Annotated in this window: 13 protein-coding genes and 1 pseudogene; all 14 read right to left on the bottom strand. The window is 45.8% G+C overall.

Going from position 1 to position 17,370, the window contains the following annotated elements; all coding sequences use genetic code 11:
- Nucleotides 1-50: 50 nt before the first annotated feature.
- Complete coding sequence (locus tag ACT3IC_RS06570) at nt 51-1,217, bottom strand: nucleotide sugar dehydrogenase (protein WP_473476759.1); 1,167 nt, start codon at nt 1,215-1,217, stop codon at nt 51-53.
- Nucleotides 1,214-2,038 carry a glycosyltransferase family 2 protein gene (locus ACT3IC_RS06565; RefSeq protein ID WP_473476757.1) on the bottom strand — a complete coding sequence of 275 codons (825 nt, stop codon included), beginning with the start codon at nt 2,036-2,038 and terminating at the stop codon, nt 1,214-1,216. The genes ACT3IC_RS06570 and ACT3IC_RS06565 overlap by 4 nt, the downstream gene beginning before the upstream one ends.
- 67 nt (nt 2,039-2,105) lie before the next feature.
- Nucleotides 2,106-5,402 carry a glycosyltransferase gene (locus ACT3IC_RS06560; protein ID WP_473476754.1) on the bottom strand — a complete coding sequence of 1,099 codons (3,297 nt, stop codon included), beginning with the start codon at nt 5,400-5,402 and terminating at the stop codon, nt 2,106-2,108.
- 15 nt (nt 5,403-5,417) lie between these two features.
- A complete protein-coding gene (locus tag ACT3IC_RS06555; protein WP_473476751.1) occupies nt 5,418-6,770 on the bottom strand; it encodes a hypothetical protein in 1,353 nt (450 codons plus the stop codon).
- A gap of 226 nt (nt 6,771-6,996) precedes the next feature.
- Nucleotides 6,997-8,199, bottom strand: coding sequence for a sugar transporter (locus ACT3IC_RS06550; protein WP_473476749.1), 1,203 nt, complete (start codon nt 8,197-8,199; stop codon nt 6,997-6,999).
- 12 nt (nt 8,200-8,211) lie between these two features.
- Nucleotides 8,212-8,862, bottom strand: a complete 651-nt coding sequence (locus tag ACT3IC_RS06545) for an ATP-binding cassette domain-containing protein (protein WP_180209934.1) — start codon at nt 8,860-8,862, stop codon at nt 8,212-8,214.
- 11 nt (nt 8,863-8,873) lie between these two features.
- Nucleotides 8,874-9,617: an ABC transporter permease gene (locus ACT3IC_RS06540; protein ID WP_473476745.1), complete on the bottom strand. Its 744-nt coding sequence runs from the start codon at nt 9,615-9,617 to the stop codon at nt 8,874-8,876.
- A gap of 111 nt (nt 9,618-9,728) precedes the next feature.
- A complete protein-coding gene (locus ACT3IC_RS06535) occupies nt 9,729-11,492 on the bottom strand; it encodes a polysaccharide biosynthesis/export family protein (RefSeq protein WP_016240555.1) in 1,764 nt (587 codons plus the stop codon).
- Between the two features lie 17 nt (nt 11,493-11,509).
- Nucleotides 11,510-11,884, bottom strand: coding sequence for a hypothetical protein (locus ACT3IC_RS06530; protein ID WP_032180729.1), 375 nt, complete (start codon nt 11,882-11,884; stop codon nt 11,510-11,512).
- Between the two features lie 483 nt (nt 11,885-12,367).
- Nucleotides 12,368-12,880 (bottom strand): 4-hydroxyphenylacetate 3-monooxygenase reductase subunit, encoded by a 513-nt coding sequence (locus ACT3IC_RS06525; protein WP_103178136.1) that lies wholly within the window; start codon nt 12,878-12,880, stop codon nt 12,368-12,370.
- Nucleotides 12,881-12,897: 17 nt separating this feature from the next.
- Nucleotides 12,898-14,460, bottom strand: a complete 1,563-nt coding sequence (gene hpaB, locus ACT3IC_RS06520; protein WP_039030502.1) for a 4-hydroxyphenylacetate 3-monooxygenase, oxygenase component — start codon at nt 14,458-14,460, stop codon at nt 12,898-12,900.
- 231 nt (nt 14,461-14,691) lie between these two features.
- Nucleotides 14,692-15,610 (bottom strand): annotated as a pseudogene (locus ACT3IC_RS06515) (nucleotidyl transferase AbiEii/AbiGii toxin family protein).
- Nucleotides 15,603-16,376: a type IV toxin-antitoxin system AbiEi family antitoxin gene (locus ACT3IC_RS06510; protein WP_103178139.1), complete on the bottom strand. Its 774-nt coding sequence runs from the start codon at nt 16,374-16,376 to the stop codon at nt 15,603-15,605. The pseudogene ACT3IC_RS06515 and the gene ACT3IC_RS06510 overlap by 8 nt, the downstream one beginning before the upstream one ends.
- A gap of 101 nt (nt 16,377-16,477) precedes the next feature.
- Entirely contained in the window at nt 16,478-17,368 is an 891-nt protein-coding gene (gene hpaA / locus ACT3IC_RS06505; RefSeq protein WP_473476740.1) for a 4-hydroxyphenylacetate catabolism regulatory protein HpaA, read from the bottom strand.
- Between the last annotated feature and the right edge of the window lie 2 nt (nt 17,369-17,370).

The raw sequence follows: 17,370 nt of genomic DNA, 5'->3' as shown, positions 1-17,370 counted from the left end.
CTGTGTCCATTGCTAATAAAGAGGGGATTACCCCTCTTTCCTTGTGCATTTTAATCTGAACCAAACAGATCGCGTGTGTAGACTTTGTCTTCCACATCCGCTAGCTCGCGAGCCATCCGGTTGCAAAGAATCACATCGCTGATGGCCTTAAATTCACCGAGGTCACGAATAACCCGGGAATGAAAGAAGCTATCCTCTTTGATGGTTGGTTCAAAGACGACGACTTCGATCCCTTTAGCTTTAATCCGCTTCATGATCCCCTGGATAGCGGAGGAGCGGAAGTTATCGGAACCGGCCTTCATGACCAGACGGTGAATACCTACAACCTTAGGCTTGCGGGCAATCACGCTGTCGGCAATAAAATCCTTACGGGTGGTATTCGCATCGACGATAGCGCGGATCAGATTGTTTGGCACTTCTTGATAGTTGGCTAACAGCTGTTTGGTGTCTTTAGGCAGACAGTAACCGCCATAGCCAAACGAAGGATTGTTATAGTGCGTGCCAATACGCGGGTCCAGACCAATGCCTTCGATAATCTGACGGCTATCTAACCCATGCGACTGAGCGTAGGTATCAAGCTCGTTGAAATAGGCAACGCGCATGGCGAGGTAGGTATTAGCAAAAAGCTTGATCGCCTCGGCTTCGGTACTGCCGGTTAACAGCACCTGCACATCCTGCTTAATGGCACCTTCTTTCAGCAGATCGGCAAAACGCTGCGCGCGTTCGCTGCACTCACCCACGACAATACGTGATGGATACAGGTTGTCATACAGAGCACGGCCTTCACGCAGGAACTCAGGAGAGAAGATCAAATTTTCGGTGCCAAACTCCTGGCGCATGCGTTCGGTAAAGCCCACCGGGATGGTGGACTTGATGACCATGACTGCCTGCGGGTTAATGCTCATCACATCGCGAATGACGGCTTCGACGGTACTGGTATTGAAGTAATTCGTCTTAGGATCGTAATCAGTCGGCGTAGCGATAATGACAAACTCGGCATCCTGATAGGCTTCGACTTTGTCCAGCGTAGCCCGCAGATTAAGAGACTTGTTGGCTAAGTAGTCTTCGAGTTCTTTATCTGCTATTGGGGATTGGCGTTGATTAATCCTTACAACTTTTTCTGCAATAACATCCAAAGCTACAACATTATGTTGTTGGGCCAGAAGAACAGCATTAGAAAGACCAACATAGCCAGTACCAGAAATGGCTATTTTCATATAATAGCGTGACCTCTTGCTCTCGCGACAGCACTTTCAAACTCATTTAACAATTTTAATCTTTCTGAATCATCGCGCCAAGGATGCCTGTATGTAGTATCTGCTTTACACTCATCCATTACTTTTCGGTTAGCTTCTTTGTTAGATTTATCACTGGAAGAAATAATGTCTTTAGCCGTGATACCACCTGATATCATAATGTTGGCCTTTATACTCTGATCATTTAAATAAGAAGTTTTGAATCCCATTCCAATACGTCTGAAACGTAATGTCCATTCAGAATGTTCATGTCCATATCCTTTAAATCTGGTATCAAGGTATCCGACCTGATTAAGAGCATCTCTTCTTGAACCTATACAAATCCCACTGATCTTCAGGGACAAATAAGGATTGAAAACGCTACCTGAACCAGAAATTATATCTTTGGAACAGTTGTTTTGTAATAGTTCTTGATAGGTCGAAGGATGAAGGCAGTTGATGTGACCCCATTGTTCAATCGCAGAAGCCCATGTCGAAATCCACTGATCATCAACTATTAAACAATCATTCTCTATCAAGAGAATATTATTGGAAGTTGACATGTTAAGAAGATAATAAAGTGCTCTGTTTTTATTCCAAGCGATTCCGGAATTAACCCCGGTAATATAGTTAACGCCGAGTTTTTTACATACATCAATAGATGAGTCTGTGCTTCCATCATCAGCAACAATTAAATCAACTTCTGAAAGGTCACTTTCCTTTATAGATTCCAAAAGTTGTTCAAGGATATCCGATCTATTAAAGTTAATTATTCCAATGGCTAATTTCTTTATGTTTTTCATGCTAATTTCACTATTTTGTATTATCATGTTGCAATTAAATATATATTTGAGGCTTCAGTGTATAGGTTTAATTAAGGAATTCATATGAAGCTGGTGTTTTACAGATATTTGTAAGGTGTTCATAATTTTTAGTGTGTATTTTCTTTCTAAGTAGTTCGTCGTCTATGAGTTTAGAAAGGGCATGCGTCCATGCAGAGGTTTCATTTTCAACAAATATTAGACCATCTTGATATTTATGTAAGTTTGGATGATTCTCGTTCTTAGAAATTACTGTTGTTAAGCCTAATGCTGAATATTCAAAAATTTTTAAAAAAAGGTCGCCCTTAGATTCTTTAGTAAGTGGTAATAGTCCTATATCCCAATTGACTCTGCGGTGTAACCAGTCGACAAAATTTGGATAATCATTACGTTTTGGTAAACCCACTCTTTTTCCGAATAATGGTTTTGTAAGTTGAGCTGCGCCAATAATTTCGATTTCAACTTTATCACCATATTTTTTTTGTATCTCCAGCATAGCATCGGAAATTAGAGATAGTTCTTCGATGTTATGAGGTTTACCTATATAACCAATTTTAACCGGTCCCTGAGGGTTTTTTTGAAAAACACCTTTTCCAGTTAAACGTGGTTTTCCTATTCGCCATAAGTCATTATCCAGACGAGTCGGGGAAAGATATGTATGTTGGTTATATTCCTTAAATATACTTTCTAATTCAACTGTTGGTACAATGACTCTATCGGCATTTTTTGCAAGCCAGCGAACTTTATTTATTAATGAAGTAACGTCACAGTTATTTTCAAGAGCATTTAATACATTTTCATCCAGTAAATTATCATCAATATCATAGATTAATTTTCCTCCTGCGGCGCGCCACCGAACCAACCAGTTTTCGAGTTGAGAAATAGTAAGTTTACCAGCATGACGCTGGATAACCACAGAGGAAGAGACAATTGGTTCTGGTAATTGATTATCTTTTATTTCTACTATTGACCAATTACGTAAAACTGTTTTATGCGCATAAGGCAATATAATACGCATATAACCGCTATCAGTAGGAGTTCCATCAACTCGTTTCTCGGGCATTATAAACAGCGTCGGTTTATTTTTTTTAGGGTTTTCGGTTCTATGCTTAGATAATGCATTATTAAATAAACACAACTCAGTAATTGCGGCTTGATGAACTGAATAATTCGCAGCAGTCAGAAGGCTTCGTGACTGCATTGCTTTAATATTATTAGCATCTCTTACTAAAGCATCTAGCTTTGCGAAACATAATTCTTCATCAAAGCTATCTACGACGAGAGCGTTGATGTCATTCAGGGCATATTCATCAGTTCCACCATGAATGGGTACCATAGCGGTCGCACCACATGCCATTGCTTCTAATGCTGTACGACCGAAGGCTTGATAATCAGAAAGATCTACAAAAATATCGCTTTTCGACAATAATGCCGCTACGTCAGGTCTGCTTAATATCCCGCTATTATTAAAATTGAAATCCTGGACAAGGGATTTAAAACGTTCATCATCGCTTTCACACCCAAAAATATCAAAAGCAAGTTTACCTGGGTGTGATTTAGCTAATCGAGAGAATAATCGCATGGTTCTTTCTGCACCACGACGGGGCGTTTGTGGCCTAATCATTGCGGATATATGGATTAGGCCATCATCGATTTTAACGGCTGGTTTATATGTTTCGTGATCGATACTAGGAGATACTTTGTGTACTTTAATTCCATGTTCATGTTGAATCTTATCAGCAATCCAATGAGTTTTGGCAAAGACAAGAGCATTAGGAATTAATGAATATGAATCACAAGCGATTTTCCAATTGTCACTGTTTTTTGGGAAAAACATTGGTTCATAATCCTGCGCATAGTAAGCAGGTAAAATATGAGGATTAATGTCAATGATTTTCTGAAGCAGATGTACAGAATTAAAAATGGTAGCCACTACTACATCATAGTTTTCACTAACTTTAATAATGTTATCATTATTAAAGCCTACGAAAATTTCATTAGCATACTTAATATCTTTATATAATTCTATTAGATTAGCCAAATCATTTTCACGAACAGCAATCTTGGCATCGATACCTAATCTAATCATTTCAGTAACTTCTTGAACTACCGAATGAGCACCACCGCTCCCGCCTTTTACTGGTAAAAGGAAGAGTATTTTCATGGACATCATGCCAGTTTGATTACGAACGATGGGCGATTTATTTTCTAATAATAGATCTGAAATATGTTGCCTGACACGATCAAGCGATTTCGTATCTTTTATTTTTTCAACCAAAGATTTAAATTTTTCAGCGCCATGTTTTTTATTTAAATTTTCGCTGCCTTGCTTTGAAAGCTTAGATCTTCGAGTATGACCAAAACTTTTTGATTTGGCGTGGAATACATAAGTATCATCTGCAATTGCTAACTCATAGCCAGCATCTGCTGCACGAATGCAAAAATCGTTTTCCTCCCCATATCCAATAGGGAAATTTTCCTCGTCCATAAAACCTATTTTATCAATAACCTCCCTTTTTATCATAAAGCAGAAGCCGTTGACGAATGGTAGTCTTGGGTAATATTTTTTTGAAGCTTTAGCAACTATTGTTGCCATTTCATCTGGTGATAAATTATTAGGTATTTCGTTTATCGCAAACTGTCTGTTTTCATCATATAGCTCAGGAACATTTTGCCAGCTTGCAGCATTAGAAAGAGGACCAGCAATGCCAATTTTATGAGAAGAATTTATACAACGAATAAGCCCACGTAACCAACCATTCGTAGCGATCGTATCACTATTTTGAGTAATTACATAGGGAGCATTTGAAACGCGTAAGCCCGTGTTAACAGCTTGTGTATAACCACGATTTACAGGATGTTCATGTAATTCAAAATCATTATTTTCTCTACAGAATTCTCTTAACCAAAGTGTTGTCTCTTCATCAGAACCATCGTTAACGACAATAGTTCTGACAGCATAACCGTCCTGTTTTTCTTTCAATGACTTAAGGCATTGCTTAACATCGCTTAATGCATTATATACAGGAACAATTATATCAATCCTTATAGCGCAATCAGTTGCACTGAGAGTGAATTGTATAGGGGTCCTTCCTTCATCAATCCCATACTTGATATAGTGAACTAATGGATGTACTCCGGCTTTTTTTACATCAGGATTTTGGCCTAAATAAAAATCATTATCGAAGTTAGGTCCTGGGTTTCTACCGAGATAAAGTCCGTATTTTACAAAGTGCTCAAGCGGAGATAACCCAGTTATCGCAACATCTGGGTATTCGTTTCTGTACCAGTCAGAATCGAATAATCCTGAACCTTGGATTAAATTTATATGTTCTTGTACTAACATATTATGCCCATTCCATTAATTTTTAAGATATTTTCCGCTTTTTATGCTTCTTTGTTCACTCTCGCCAAAGCGAATATAATGCTCAAGAGGATTCATTCCGCTTTCTCTAACATCCGAATATAAATCTAAATAACCTTGGCTAGAAAAGCGAGATGACGGGTCTCTATTTTCAAATCCACCAAATAAATAATAATGGCGGGCAGGATCGATTTTCGATTCCTGAACATCTAAGTTTTGTTCCAGATACCATTTTTCATCAAAAAAAGGAGACTGCTTAATTAGTTCAATTGATTTTTTAATTAGTTGAGCTTTTTTCTTTTTAGACCCAAATGTATTACGAATACCTTTCAAAGGAGATCTCATTTTCCATGAAAGATTATCTTTATTGCTTAGGGCTTTATACGTATGCAACTTCAAATCTTCTTTATGTTTCAGATTCTCCCTTTTAGTTTGCTCTAACATACCTGTTATCACAGCTAGTTCATTGTATCGATTATTAAGGGATTGTTTGCACTCATTAAGTTCTTTTGTCAAGGTGTCAATTTTTTTATTGGAGTTTTGAATTGTCTCTTTTAGTAGAGAGATTTCCTTACTTAATGAATCAATATGATTATTTTTTTCTTCTATTTCTATGTTTAATGTTTGTTCTTGAGTTAGATTTAAGTCGCTATTTTTTGATTCCTTTTGTGATTTTAGTTCATTAATTTCATCGTTTAGTCTATTTAATTCAAGTTCATAAACTTTGGCTTTTTCTTCTTGAAATGTCGTTAACTTTGCTAATTCAATAAATCTTTTGTTCAAATCTTTTTTTAGAATTTTAACGCTTGTTTGATTCTCAAGCGATTCTTTAATAAATTGCAACCATAATTCTAGTTGTTCACTACTTGATGAAATTTTGTTTTTGTTCTGTACTATCTTTTTATTGAAATTTAAAGGAGACTTATCGAGTCGCTCTAAAGTATTAAGATATTTTTTACCCCATACAGATAATAACCCAGTATATAGTGCGTCCAATTCATTTTGAGTTGACTGCGCACCTTCTTCAAATTGCTCGTTACAGTTTTGATCTGATATGCTACTCAGGATGTATGTAGAAGGTAACCGATTCTCATCAAATAATATAACATTCTTTTTTAATTTCTTAACAATTGAAAGAATAGCGAGTTGATCATTATTCCACTTATTTAACTTATCCAGACTCATATCACCTTTATTTCCCCAAGGTGCCTGATAAGCCCATATGAAAAAATCATTTCCATTAGAATTTCCTAAAGAAGCTATGAACTCTTCATTCGGAATATAATTTGCATTATAATTTGCGCAATCAGGAATACTGTTATCCTGGATGCCAGATATGTATATTCTCACCCAAAATCCTTATTTTCATTATTAATGATGGCTTATTGACATTAATAACATTGATATCATTACCGCTTTAGCTTTTAAGGCTATGGTTATAAACGCATCTAATTATATCAACATGCTCATATTGATTGATATTTTATGTAATTCAGCGGCTACAGATAAATGTGTTACAGCGTATTTTACTGGATGCAAATAATTAACCTGAATTTGTCTCGTGAATTATTATATTTTAATCTTGATGTTCTCGTAAGGTAGCAACGCCCATCACGATAAGGCCATATAAGAGGCAAAGAAGAACGCCTATCGTCGCCAGGTTATATAGACGACGCGGGTATTCAGCATCTTCTGCCAGAGTAGGCTGGCTTACTACTAGTAAGTGCTTAAGTTTACGATATGCTTCAACTCTGGCCTGCTCTAAGCTGATAAGACCACTTTTGTAGAGGTCTGCCGCCAGAGTTGCTTGGGTCTGCACGTCCATGTAACGAGCAGTAACTTCATTCATTGCATCTTTGTCCGTGCCGGTAAGCCGTCTTTGCTCTTGAGCTAATTGCTCGGTTAATGCATCCACTCTAGCCTGCACAGAAACAACCGCAGGTGCGGTTACTTTCATATAGCTTTGTAATTGTTTTAACTGAGCCTGCTGCTGTGCCAGTTGAGCCTCTATCTGGCTGACAACGCCAAGGCGGGCACTGCTGGTTGATTCAGGGCTAATAAGGTGATGATTGTTCTGGAATTCTAAGACTTTCGCTTTTTCATTCTGTACTCGTTGATAGGCGCGGTCGACCTCTTTTTCAACAAATGATAGCTGTTCCAGAGCAACCTGATGCCCCAGCTTGTTGATGAATCCTTCTGACTCCTTCAGCATCAGGCCGACCACACGCTGACCATAGACTGGATCAAACGCTTGCAACTCAATTGTTAACACACCGGATAAATCGTCCAAACGTAACGCCAGATGCTCACGGTAATATTTCAGAAAATCTTCACGACTCACATTAGTTGGTAGCCGGGAAAAATAGTCTATTTTATGACCTTGATAATGAGCTTTCAGGCCCAGTTGTTTATCTAATTTATCAAGTAAATCCGGAGACTTAAGATAATCCTGGATTAAGAGCACGTCCTCATGATTACTGCCACCCAGTCCTAGCATCGAAAGGGTATCGGGCAGCATTTTTATTTGGTCAGCTTGTTTGACTACTAACTCTGCCCGGCTGACATAGCGATCTGAAGCAATGACACAAAAATAAAACGCTGCGATAATAAAACATGCTACGACCCATAAAAAGCTACCGAGTCGAAGACTCTTTTTCCAGGAGCGATGAGCAAGCTTGAAACCGCTCGAATCAACAATAAAATGCTTGGGCTTAGTTTTTAGTTTGTTCAGTTTGCGCATTAAACCGGAGGGTTTATTAGAGCGGATTGGTTGGGTCATAATTTTTGCTTGTTATAAGTTTTGATAAATACGGATGGCATCTTCAATATTGTCGAACATCTCAAGGGTGCTGTTGCGAAGTACTAGCCCCATATCGCATTGTTGACGTAAATTCTTCATATCGTGCGATACCATTATCAAGCTCGCGGTCTCGCGTTTTTGCGTAAATACATCGATGCATTTTTGTTTAAAGCGGGCGTCCCCCACCGAAGTGATCTCATCAGTAAGGTAGATATCAAAGTCAAAAGCCATACTCACGGCAAAAGAGAATTTTGATTTCATACCGCTGGAATAGGCTTTAATGGGTAATTCGAAGTGTTGGCCTATCTCGGAAAACTCTTTCACCCACTCTTCAACAGCATGAGTGTCTCGCACACCATGGATACGGCAAACAAAGCGAGTATTTTCTCGTCCGGTCATGCTTCCCTGGAACCCTCCGCCAAGGGCAAGGGGCCAGGAGACACGACAATGACGCGTCACCGTTCCTTTGCTGGGCATATCCATACCTCCTAACAGGCGCAGTAAAGTAGATTTACCTGCCCCATTGGCACCTAAAATACCAATATTGCGATCCCGAGGAAGAGTAATGCTCACATCACGCAACACATAATTGCGGCCAAACTTGGTGGGATAATACTTCGAGACGTTATCTAGAATAATCATGATCTTTCGTTCTAGCTGGCTATCAGACGACGATGGCTCAGACGGTAGCAACTCATCGCAAATGTTAGCAGCACTAACGTTAAACTGGATAAATAGACCCAACTAACGTCTGGACTAATATAACCAGCTATCCAGCCTGAACGAATTAATTCCACAGCATGCACTAATGGATTCCACATGAACCAATGCTGAAATTGTGCTGGCACCGTTGCAAGAGGATACATGACGCATGAGATGAACATTAACGGCATCATCATCAGGCTAAGGAACTTATCTGCTTCTTTAAACAGATTGATTGCTACGCAAAAAATAATGCCTAGCGAAAATGAGAACGTCATTAACAGGAAATAGATCATAATGACTTGTAAGGGGTCATTTGGGATAGCATCAAAACCTAACCACAGTAATCCCATTACCAGGACGCAACCGACTACAAGGCCAATGATGGCTTCAAGAATAAAGCGAGCAATAAATGTTGCAAAGGGCGTTACCTGGCGATAGCAAAAAAGCCCCATATTGGCATTAACAGCCGATTGCAGTTTGCTGACCACATTCCTGAAAAAGAGGAAAGGCAGATAACTTGCAGTAATAAACAGTGGTGCCGGAGCTCCACCAAATCCGCTATGCCCGCGCATGCCAAAAATCAAACTAAACGCGCTAATCATCAACAGCGGATCCAACAGCGCCCAGGCATACCCCAGCCGGTAGCTGCCAAATCTCGTTTTCAGTTCACGAATAAGCAGGCCAAACGTCACATCCCTCAGCACCTGAAACGAGCTGCGGGGCGTCTGGTTGAGAACAGGTTTAAGCATAAGAAGGCCGATATCACAGAACGGGCCCGCGAGGGGGCGAGCCCGCATTGAGGGTTAGTTCAGGACCACGTTGGCCGCCACAGCAACCTGATAGATGACCTGGGTGATGTCCTTGATGGACTGCATCATTTTGCTGTCCACTTTCGGCATGACCAGAATCTGATCGCCCGGCATCACATCACCGCCGTCTTTAAACTCCATCAGCCCGTTGGCATGTACCACGGCAATGCGCTTGTCGTTCGCACGGTCGGTATAGCCGCCCGCCCAGGCTACGTAGTCTTCCAGACTGGCGTTTTTGTTGTAGACCACCGCCTGCGGCATCATCACTTCGCCACCCACCTGAATCAGGTCGGTTTTGTTCGGGATCACAATCTGGTCGCCCTGTTCCAGCAGGATGTTGGCGATCACGCCCTTATCGGACACCACCACTTTACCCAGCGGCTGGATCTTGCGGGCTTTTTCCACAAAGCGCATCACCAGCTCGGCCTCTTTGGTGCGGATGGAGGCCTCACCGTCTGAACTGGCAGGCGCGGTAAAGACGCTGCGCTCCAGGCGGTTGAGGGAGTCTTCCAGCATCTCTTTCTGCCGCGCGGCCACGCTCTTACGCATGATGTAGATCGAGCCGTAATCCGCCATGTTCGGGTCAATCGGGATGTGGTTCAGCAGATCGTGCAGACGGGTCTCTTTACGCACGGTGAAGTAGGATGGCCCGCGATAGCTGCCCATCACCTGCACATCGTACACCTGCGCATGCATGTCGTCGTTGAACAGCACTTTATCGCCGTCGCTCAGCTGAATGCGGTCGAAATCTTTATAGGGCATATAGACCGAGAACGGGCCACTGGCGCGATCGCCAATCACGCCCACGTGGCTCACCTTGGCGAGGGGCAGGGCGTAGTCGATCAGCTCTGAGCCGAGCGCGGTGCTGTTCTTCAGCTCGAAGCGGAACGGGTTACGCACTTTACCCGCCACGTTGATCATCGGCCCCTGGGGTTCAACCAGAATCACATCCTGATCTTTAAGGGACAGCTTCGGCATTTTGCCCTGCTGCATAAACTCATACAGGTCGATCTGCTGGATCACGCGGTTCTGGCGCAATACTTTAATATGACGATAGCTGCCGCGGTCGGAGTCGATGCCGCCAGCGCGTTTCAGGAAATATAAAACGCTGTCGGAAGATTGTCCGGCATATTGTCCCGGACGAATGACGGGTCCGGTGACATATACACTGACCGGCGTCGCGGTAAGTAAATTAACGTAAACATTAACGTTATTGGTGAAAACTTCGCTGATATGGCTGGTAACCAGGTTATTAACCTTACTGGCCGCCACATTCTTGACATTAATCGGCCCGACATCGGGAATAAAAATATTGCCCTGATTATCGACGGTCACGACGTTGGAAAAATTGACTGCGCCCCAGATCCAGATATTCAGCTTATCGCCGGGGGCGATCAGGTAATTATCGTTTAAGCCGTCGCTGCGCTCGGTTTCATAACCACCGGCAAACAGGTTGGCACCGTATGGAGGGGGGAGGCCGGACTCGGACTGCGGCAGTAATTTACGCACATCAGACTCGCCCGGCAGTAACATGCCCTGGCGGTTTTGCTGTGCGAAAGTCCCGGTGGTGGAGGAGGTGTTTGCCTGGCCGCTCATCGCTTGCTCGCCGCCAAGCTGCAGTCGGCCATCGCCGTTGTCTGCCGGGGTGTTCATCCCAAATGCCTGGGCTTCTTGCTGGGTGGGGGCGGCGAAAGAGGCGCAGGAGACGCAGGCCAGTAACAGGACGGCACTCAATTGCCGAAAATTCGTTATCTTCACAACATTTCTCTTCAAAATTATTGCACGGCAAGCAGGTTACTGGCGGAAGCCTGTTCCAGCTGTGGTACCAGATACCAGGTATCACCGTTCTTACAGGTCACACCGTGCTGCGACTGGTTGTAGTTGCGATTACGCAGCAGTTCTATGCATTCCAGCCCCAGGGCGGAGACATAACGCTGGCCCAGAATATAGGTATTGCCATTGGCGCTGAGCGCGGCGCCCTGCGGCAGGGTGTTCAGAGGTTGTTGCAGATTGGCTGCCATAGCCTGGAGGTCGGTAGAAGCAGTCTGATTCACAAGCGGTCGGGATGCTTCAACCTGCTTCGGGGAATATGCACAGCCGCTCAACATGAGGGCGAGCGAAATCACCAGAAGGCGAGTTGCGTTCTTCATAGATCAATATTTTCCAACAATGCAATAACTGGAATGTGAAATAAAACTTTGATGGTATTTAACTGATTTTAATAGCGAAGCAGTTGAGAAATCTTGCAGGTGCAGGAGCAACAAAAACGCAGGTGTTAAGTAAGAAAATCCAAAAAAAGGGTAGGCTACCGCACGGAAATGGACAATTCCGGTTAAAATGTGTGCGATTTGCTTTAGGGCGCTGCCATAAAAAAACTATTCAGTAAACAACTAAATCGTTTTTTATTATTCATGAAAGTGTTTTTATGTGGCGAAGATTACATAAGTTTGCAGTTTGTGTCATTTCAAATTTAAGAATTTTGCCCGGAAAAAGGGGAAAAGTCTGAAAGCCTATTAACTCTGGTGGGTTGATCCAAAACTTATATTCAGCATTAGTTTCTGGCAGTGATTGTTTCATATTTCAGTGAATAGAAACAAATAAGCGCCAGCCGGTAGTTCGGCTGGCGAAGGGGATTAAACGGTCATTTCTTGTTCAATTAACACCGGATGAAATCTGCGCTTAAAGTAAATCAGGCCGTGTCCCTCCTGGCTCAGGTGGATATTCTTAATCTCCACCAGGTAGACCAGATGGGTGCCGATGGCCTGTACCTGGCTGATCTCACCTTCCAGGCTTGCCAGCGCCTCTTTTAATACCGGCTGGGCCAGCACACCTTTTTGCCAGCAGGAGAGGGTGAACCGCTCCTCCATGCTCATGCCGGTCATGCCGGCAAAATGGCGCGCCATCAGCTCCTGTTCGTGATTGAGTACGTTGATGCACAGCTTGCCGTTACCCTGGAAAACCGGGTTCATGGCGCTGCTGGCATTCAGGCAGACCATCACCGAGGGGGGCGTATCCGTTACCGAGCAGACGGCGGTAGCGGTGATGCCGCAGCGTCCGGCTTCGCCATCGGTGGTAATCACATTGACCGCCGCAGAGAGGCTGGCCATCGCGTCGCGAAAACGCAGGCGTTGTTCATCATGTTGCATCTTGAGCTCCCGCTGCCCTATTTCAGCAGCTTGTCCAGCAGGTTGATATCGGTGTTGTTGTGCAGGTGCGGAACCGTCCAGCCGTTCTGGTCATATTCAGACAGGCAGCGGTCGACCATCGCCATCATCTTGTCCATGTTGCCGGAGGTCTGCGCCTGGCGCAGGCACTGCAGGCGGATTTCATCCTGGCTACCGGAGTAGTTGATCTCGTACAGCTCATGGCGACCGCCAAACTCGCTGCCGATGGCATCCCACATCAGTTTTAAAATCTTGATGCGCTCCACGTGGTCCATACCGTTGGAGCCACGCACATATTTCGCCAGGTATTTGTCGATCTGCGGGTTGTTCAGGTCGCGGGCGCTGGACGGCAGGTAGATCAGGCCGCTGGTGACGTTACGCTCAATGATATTTTTGATCTTCGCGTAGGCCATCGGCGCCATCACGCGGTAGGTTTGCAGCGCCGCGTGGTCCGGCAGGTACGCGCCATTCACCCACGGTGTGGCCTCCGAGCACATGGAGTCGCTCAGCGCCCAGAACATGTTGCGCCAGGCCACCACCTCGCCGAGGTCGGCCTGCACGCCGCGGAACTCGGCGGTGCCGGTACATTCAAGTGACTTCTTCAGCAGCCCGGTGATGAAGTCGAGCTTCACCGCCAGACGTACACACGCCTGTAGCGGATACATGCGGGCGAAACCGCCTTCCATGGTCCAGCGACGGCAGCGGTCAAAGTCGCGGTAGATGAGCACGTTTTCCCACGGGATCAGCACATTATCCATCACCAGGATCGCATCGTTCTCGTCGAAACGGCTGGTGAGCGGGTAGTCGTAAGGGGAGCCGGTCGCGCCTGCCACCAGTTCGTATGACGCGCGGGAGATCAGCTTCACCCCTTCGGCATCCATCGGGGCGACAAACATCAGGGCAAAGTCGGGGTTATCCCCCATCACCTGGGCCGAGCCAAAACCGATCATGTTGTAGTGGGTCAGCGCCGAGTTGGTGGCAACCACCTTCGCGCCGCTGACGATGATCCCGGCGTCGGTCTCTTTCTCCAGCTTGATGTAGACATCTTTAACCTCGTCCGCCGGTTTGTGGCGATCGATCGGTGGGTTGACGATGGCGTGGTTAAAGTAGAGGCCGGTTTCCTGAATACGGGTGTACCAGTTGCGGGCGTTCTGTTCGAACTGACCATAAAACGCCGGGTTCGCCCCCAGCGCGCAGCCGAAGGCGGCTTTATAGTCCGGGGTGCGTCCCATCCAGCCGTAGCTCAGGCGCGACCACTCGGCAATGGCGTCGCGCTGCTGGCGCAGGTCGCTGGCACTTTTCGCCACGCGGAAAAACTTATGGGTGTATCCGCCGCTGCCGGTATCGGTATTCCAGCAGAGCGTGTCCTGCATGTCAGGTTTGTGCAGCGCATCGTAGAGCTGCGCGACCGAGGCCGCCGCATTGCGAAACGCCGGATGGGTGGTCACATCTTTCACGCGCTCGCCATAGATGTAGATCTCACGGCCATCCTGCAGGCTTTTCAGATACTCTTCGCCGGTTAACGGACGCTGGGTGCTTGCGCGGAAATCTTCAGGTTTCATAGGGACCTCGTATCGGAAGATGGTTGTTAAATTTATGTGTTGTTTTTGTTGTTTAATTGAAGCGTGAGAGAGGTGGGTCGTGAAGGGACGAATGGGTCAACGACGGGTACTTTTCAGACAGGTGCAAGATTTGTGATCGGGGTGGATTTTGCCGGGTGGTGCTGCGCTTACCCGGCCTACAATCCGTAGCCCCGGTAAGCGCAGCGCAAGCGGGAGAAGGCGCTTAATAAATTAGCTTATCCACTTTTCCAGAACCCTTTCCAGTTTCTTCAGTGACTGAGCGCGTTTTTCTTCTGACATCCTGCTGATATTGCGCAATTTCCATTGAACGGCTGGCAAATGTTGAATTGGGCTTTCAGGCGCTAAATTCCAGTCAGGAGCACCACGTTTAAAGGACATAAGAAAATCGAAATCCTGATGAGTGAAATGTTCTTTCAACGCGTTTAACATTCTTTCCGGAACGTTAACCAGCTCCTTAAGGGATACATCCTGAATAGTCATGCCGTTAAATTCGTTTTGAAAGGGCCCGGTAATATCCTTCCAGCGCGGGCTAAGAACCTCGGATAGAGGACGATTATGGCTGAGCAGGTAAGCGATAAAACCATTGAAAATAGCGCGGTCGATACCTTGTGTATCAAGAAGCATTTTTACATCGTAAAAGTCTCTGGGATGCTGACGATCCAGCGCGGCGCATAACTTGCCGCCATACAAATCAGGGAGTGAGACGACCGGGATCGCGGCAAACCCAAATTCATCTTCTACGGTTTCCATGACATCCCGTTCTTGCGGGGGATACAACGTTCCCCCGGGCGACAGGTGAAACTTCAATTTTAATTTGTGCATCGTCAGTGGTGACAATGATGCGCATCTCGTCGGGATTATTCGTTTGCAGCACTGCGCTGATCCCCGATTGAGCCTCCAGTTCATTAGCGATGCGGGTGAGTGCATCGCGTACATTGGGCAGAGCCACCTCCCTGCTTTCCAGGGGTATGTAGGCAAGATCGATATCAACTGACAATCGGGGAAAATTGTGAATAAACAGATTGATCGCAGTTCCACCTTTGAGCGCAAAACAGGACTCGTTGGCAACATAGGGTAGTGCGCGCACCAGCAAAGCGACCTGGCGGTGGTAGGGGGAGGTTCTATCCATAGTTTCTTCCCTTCAGATTGAAATTTTCGGGTACGGTGATCTGGTATTGCGTGTTCAGCTTGCCATTGGCAACGATTTGTCGGTTGCCCGATCCCAGGTCAATTTTGCTGATATCAATGCGTTTGAGCCAAGCATGCTCATAGAAACTGGCGAAAAATAGATACAGACGCTTGGTTTGAACTGCCTGGCTGAGCACAAGCAAACTCTCTATTTTACGTGGGTTAAGATTAACCAGCCCCTGAAAAAGCTCGGCTGCGTGTTCAAATGAGATGTCCTGAGGCACTGCGCTTAACAGTTCGTAAGTTGCTAGTTCTGGCCCGCTGGCTGTTAATTTTTTTCCTTTTATCTCAAGCTCAGTACGGTACTTTTCGTCCAGTTGAGGAAGCTTCAGACCTGATACCACTCGCCAGTCAACATCGGGAAATTCTTTGAACCATTTTGGAAGCAGCGTTTTGTTTTCAGCGCTAAGCCAGCATTGACTCTGGTTAAGCTGTAGATAATGAGAACGGCCTTGCCAGGACAAGCTGGTTAGTCCGGCCAGATAAACAGGGGCAGCAAGCTGGTTCTGTAGACATTCCAGTGCATCGCTCCAGTCCGGTTCACGCCCCGCGCGTGCATAAACGCCGGCACGCAGTTTATTTAACCAACCATTTTGCGCATATTTGAATGCCAGAGAGGGTGAGATGTCGTTTCGTGTCAGCCAGGACTGCAAAACCAGGCTGCCAGGAGAGGTGTTTTGCAGTAGCCAGTTTAATTTTGATGACATAGATTCACTCAGGGTGTCACTATAATTAAAAAAGTAAACTACCCGCTGCGTGAGATGTCAAGGCCATCTGTTTTCAACCTCCACCGTCCCCCTGGCAAAACTCACGACACTGGCACTTTCTGTGCCCGATACTTGCTTGGCGAACACCCTACTAAGCGGTTAAAAAACCGCGCGAAATAGGCCGGGTCTTTGAATCCCAGCTGCCAGGCAATCTCATTCACGGCGCTGTCGGAGAAGACCAGCAGCCGCCTGGCTTCGCGCAACTGGCGGTCGAAGATGAGCCGTTTCGGCGGCCGGTTGGCGAAACGGCGGCAGATGTCAGTCAGCCGCGATTCGGTGAGGTGCAGTTCGCTGGCATATTCCGGCACCGTCCAGTGCTGGTGGAAGTGCGCGTCAACCAGCTGAGTAAAGCGCTGAAATAATTTCAGTTCGCCGCGCATGCCGAAGGCCTCGTGATCGTCCAGCGGGGCGTTGCGCAGCAGCAGGGTAAACACCGCCTGCGCCAGCAGCGCCAGGGTGTGCTCCCGCCCGGGAAGCTGGGCGGTGGATTCGCGTTCAATCAGCCGCCAGTAATGAGAAAGCGCCGCCAGCTCATCGGGTTTATCGGCCAGCGACAGGCAGATGCCCGGCAGCCCGAAGGTCTCCCGGGTGCCGGGGTAGAGCACTTCCAGCAGCGGCCAGATCAGATCTTCATGCACCGTCAGCACGTGTCCGTCGCTGTCCGATTCGGTGAAAAACGCGTGCGGCACCGAGGGCGGCGTCAGGACAAACAGCGGGGCCTGCACCGAGTAACGGTGATCGTCCAGCTGCAGCTCAATCTGCCCGGTATCCAGAAAGTGCATCTGAAAATAGCGGTCGTGGCGATGGGCCTGCATATCGCGGCCAAAAAAGGCCGCCATACGCGCAAAGGACTGGTAATGCACATCGTCCGTACCCAGGCTCTCGTCGTACTCTTTGCTGATGTCGATGTTGGCAATCGGGCTCTGGCACATAA

This window comes from Leclercia sp. GHBNCSD, from assembly GCF_055805075.1.
The sequence above is the reverse complement of the archived record's forward strand: the minus strand, read 5'-3'. Positions and strand labels throughout refer to the sequence as shown.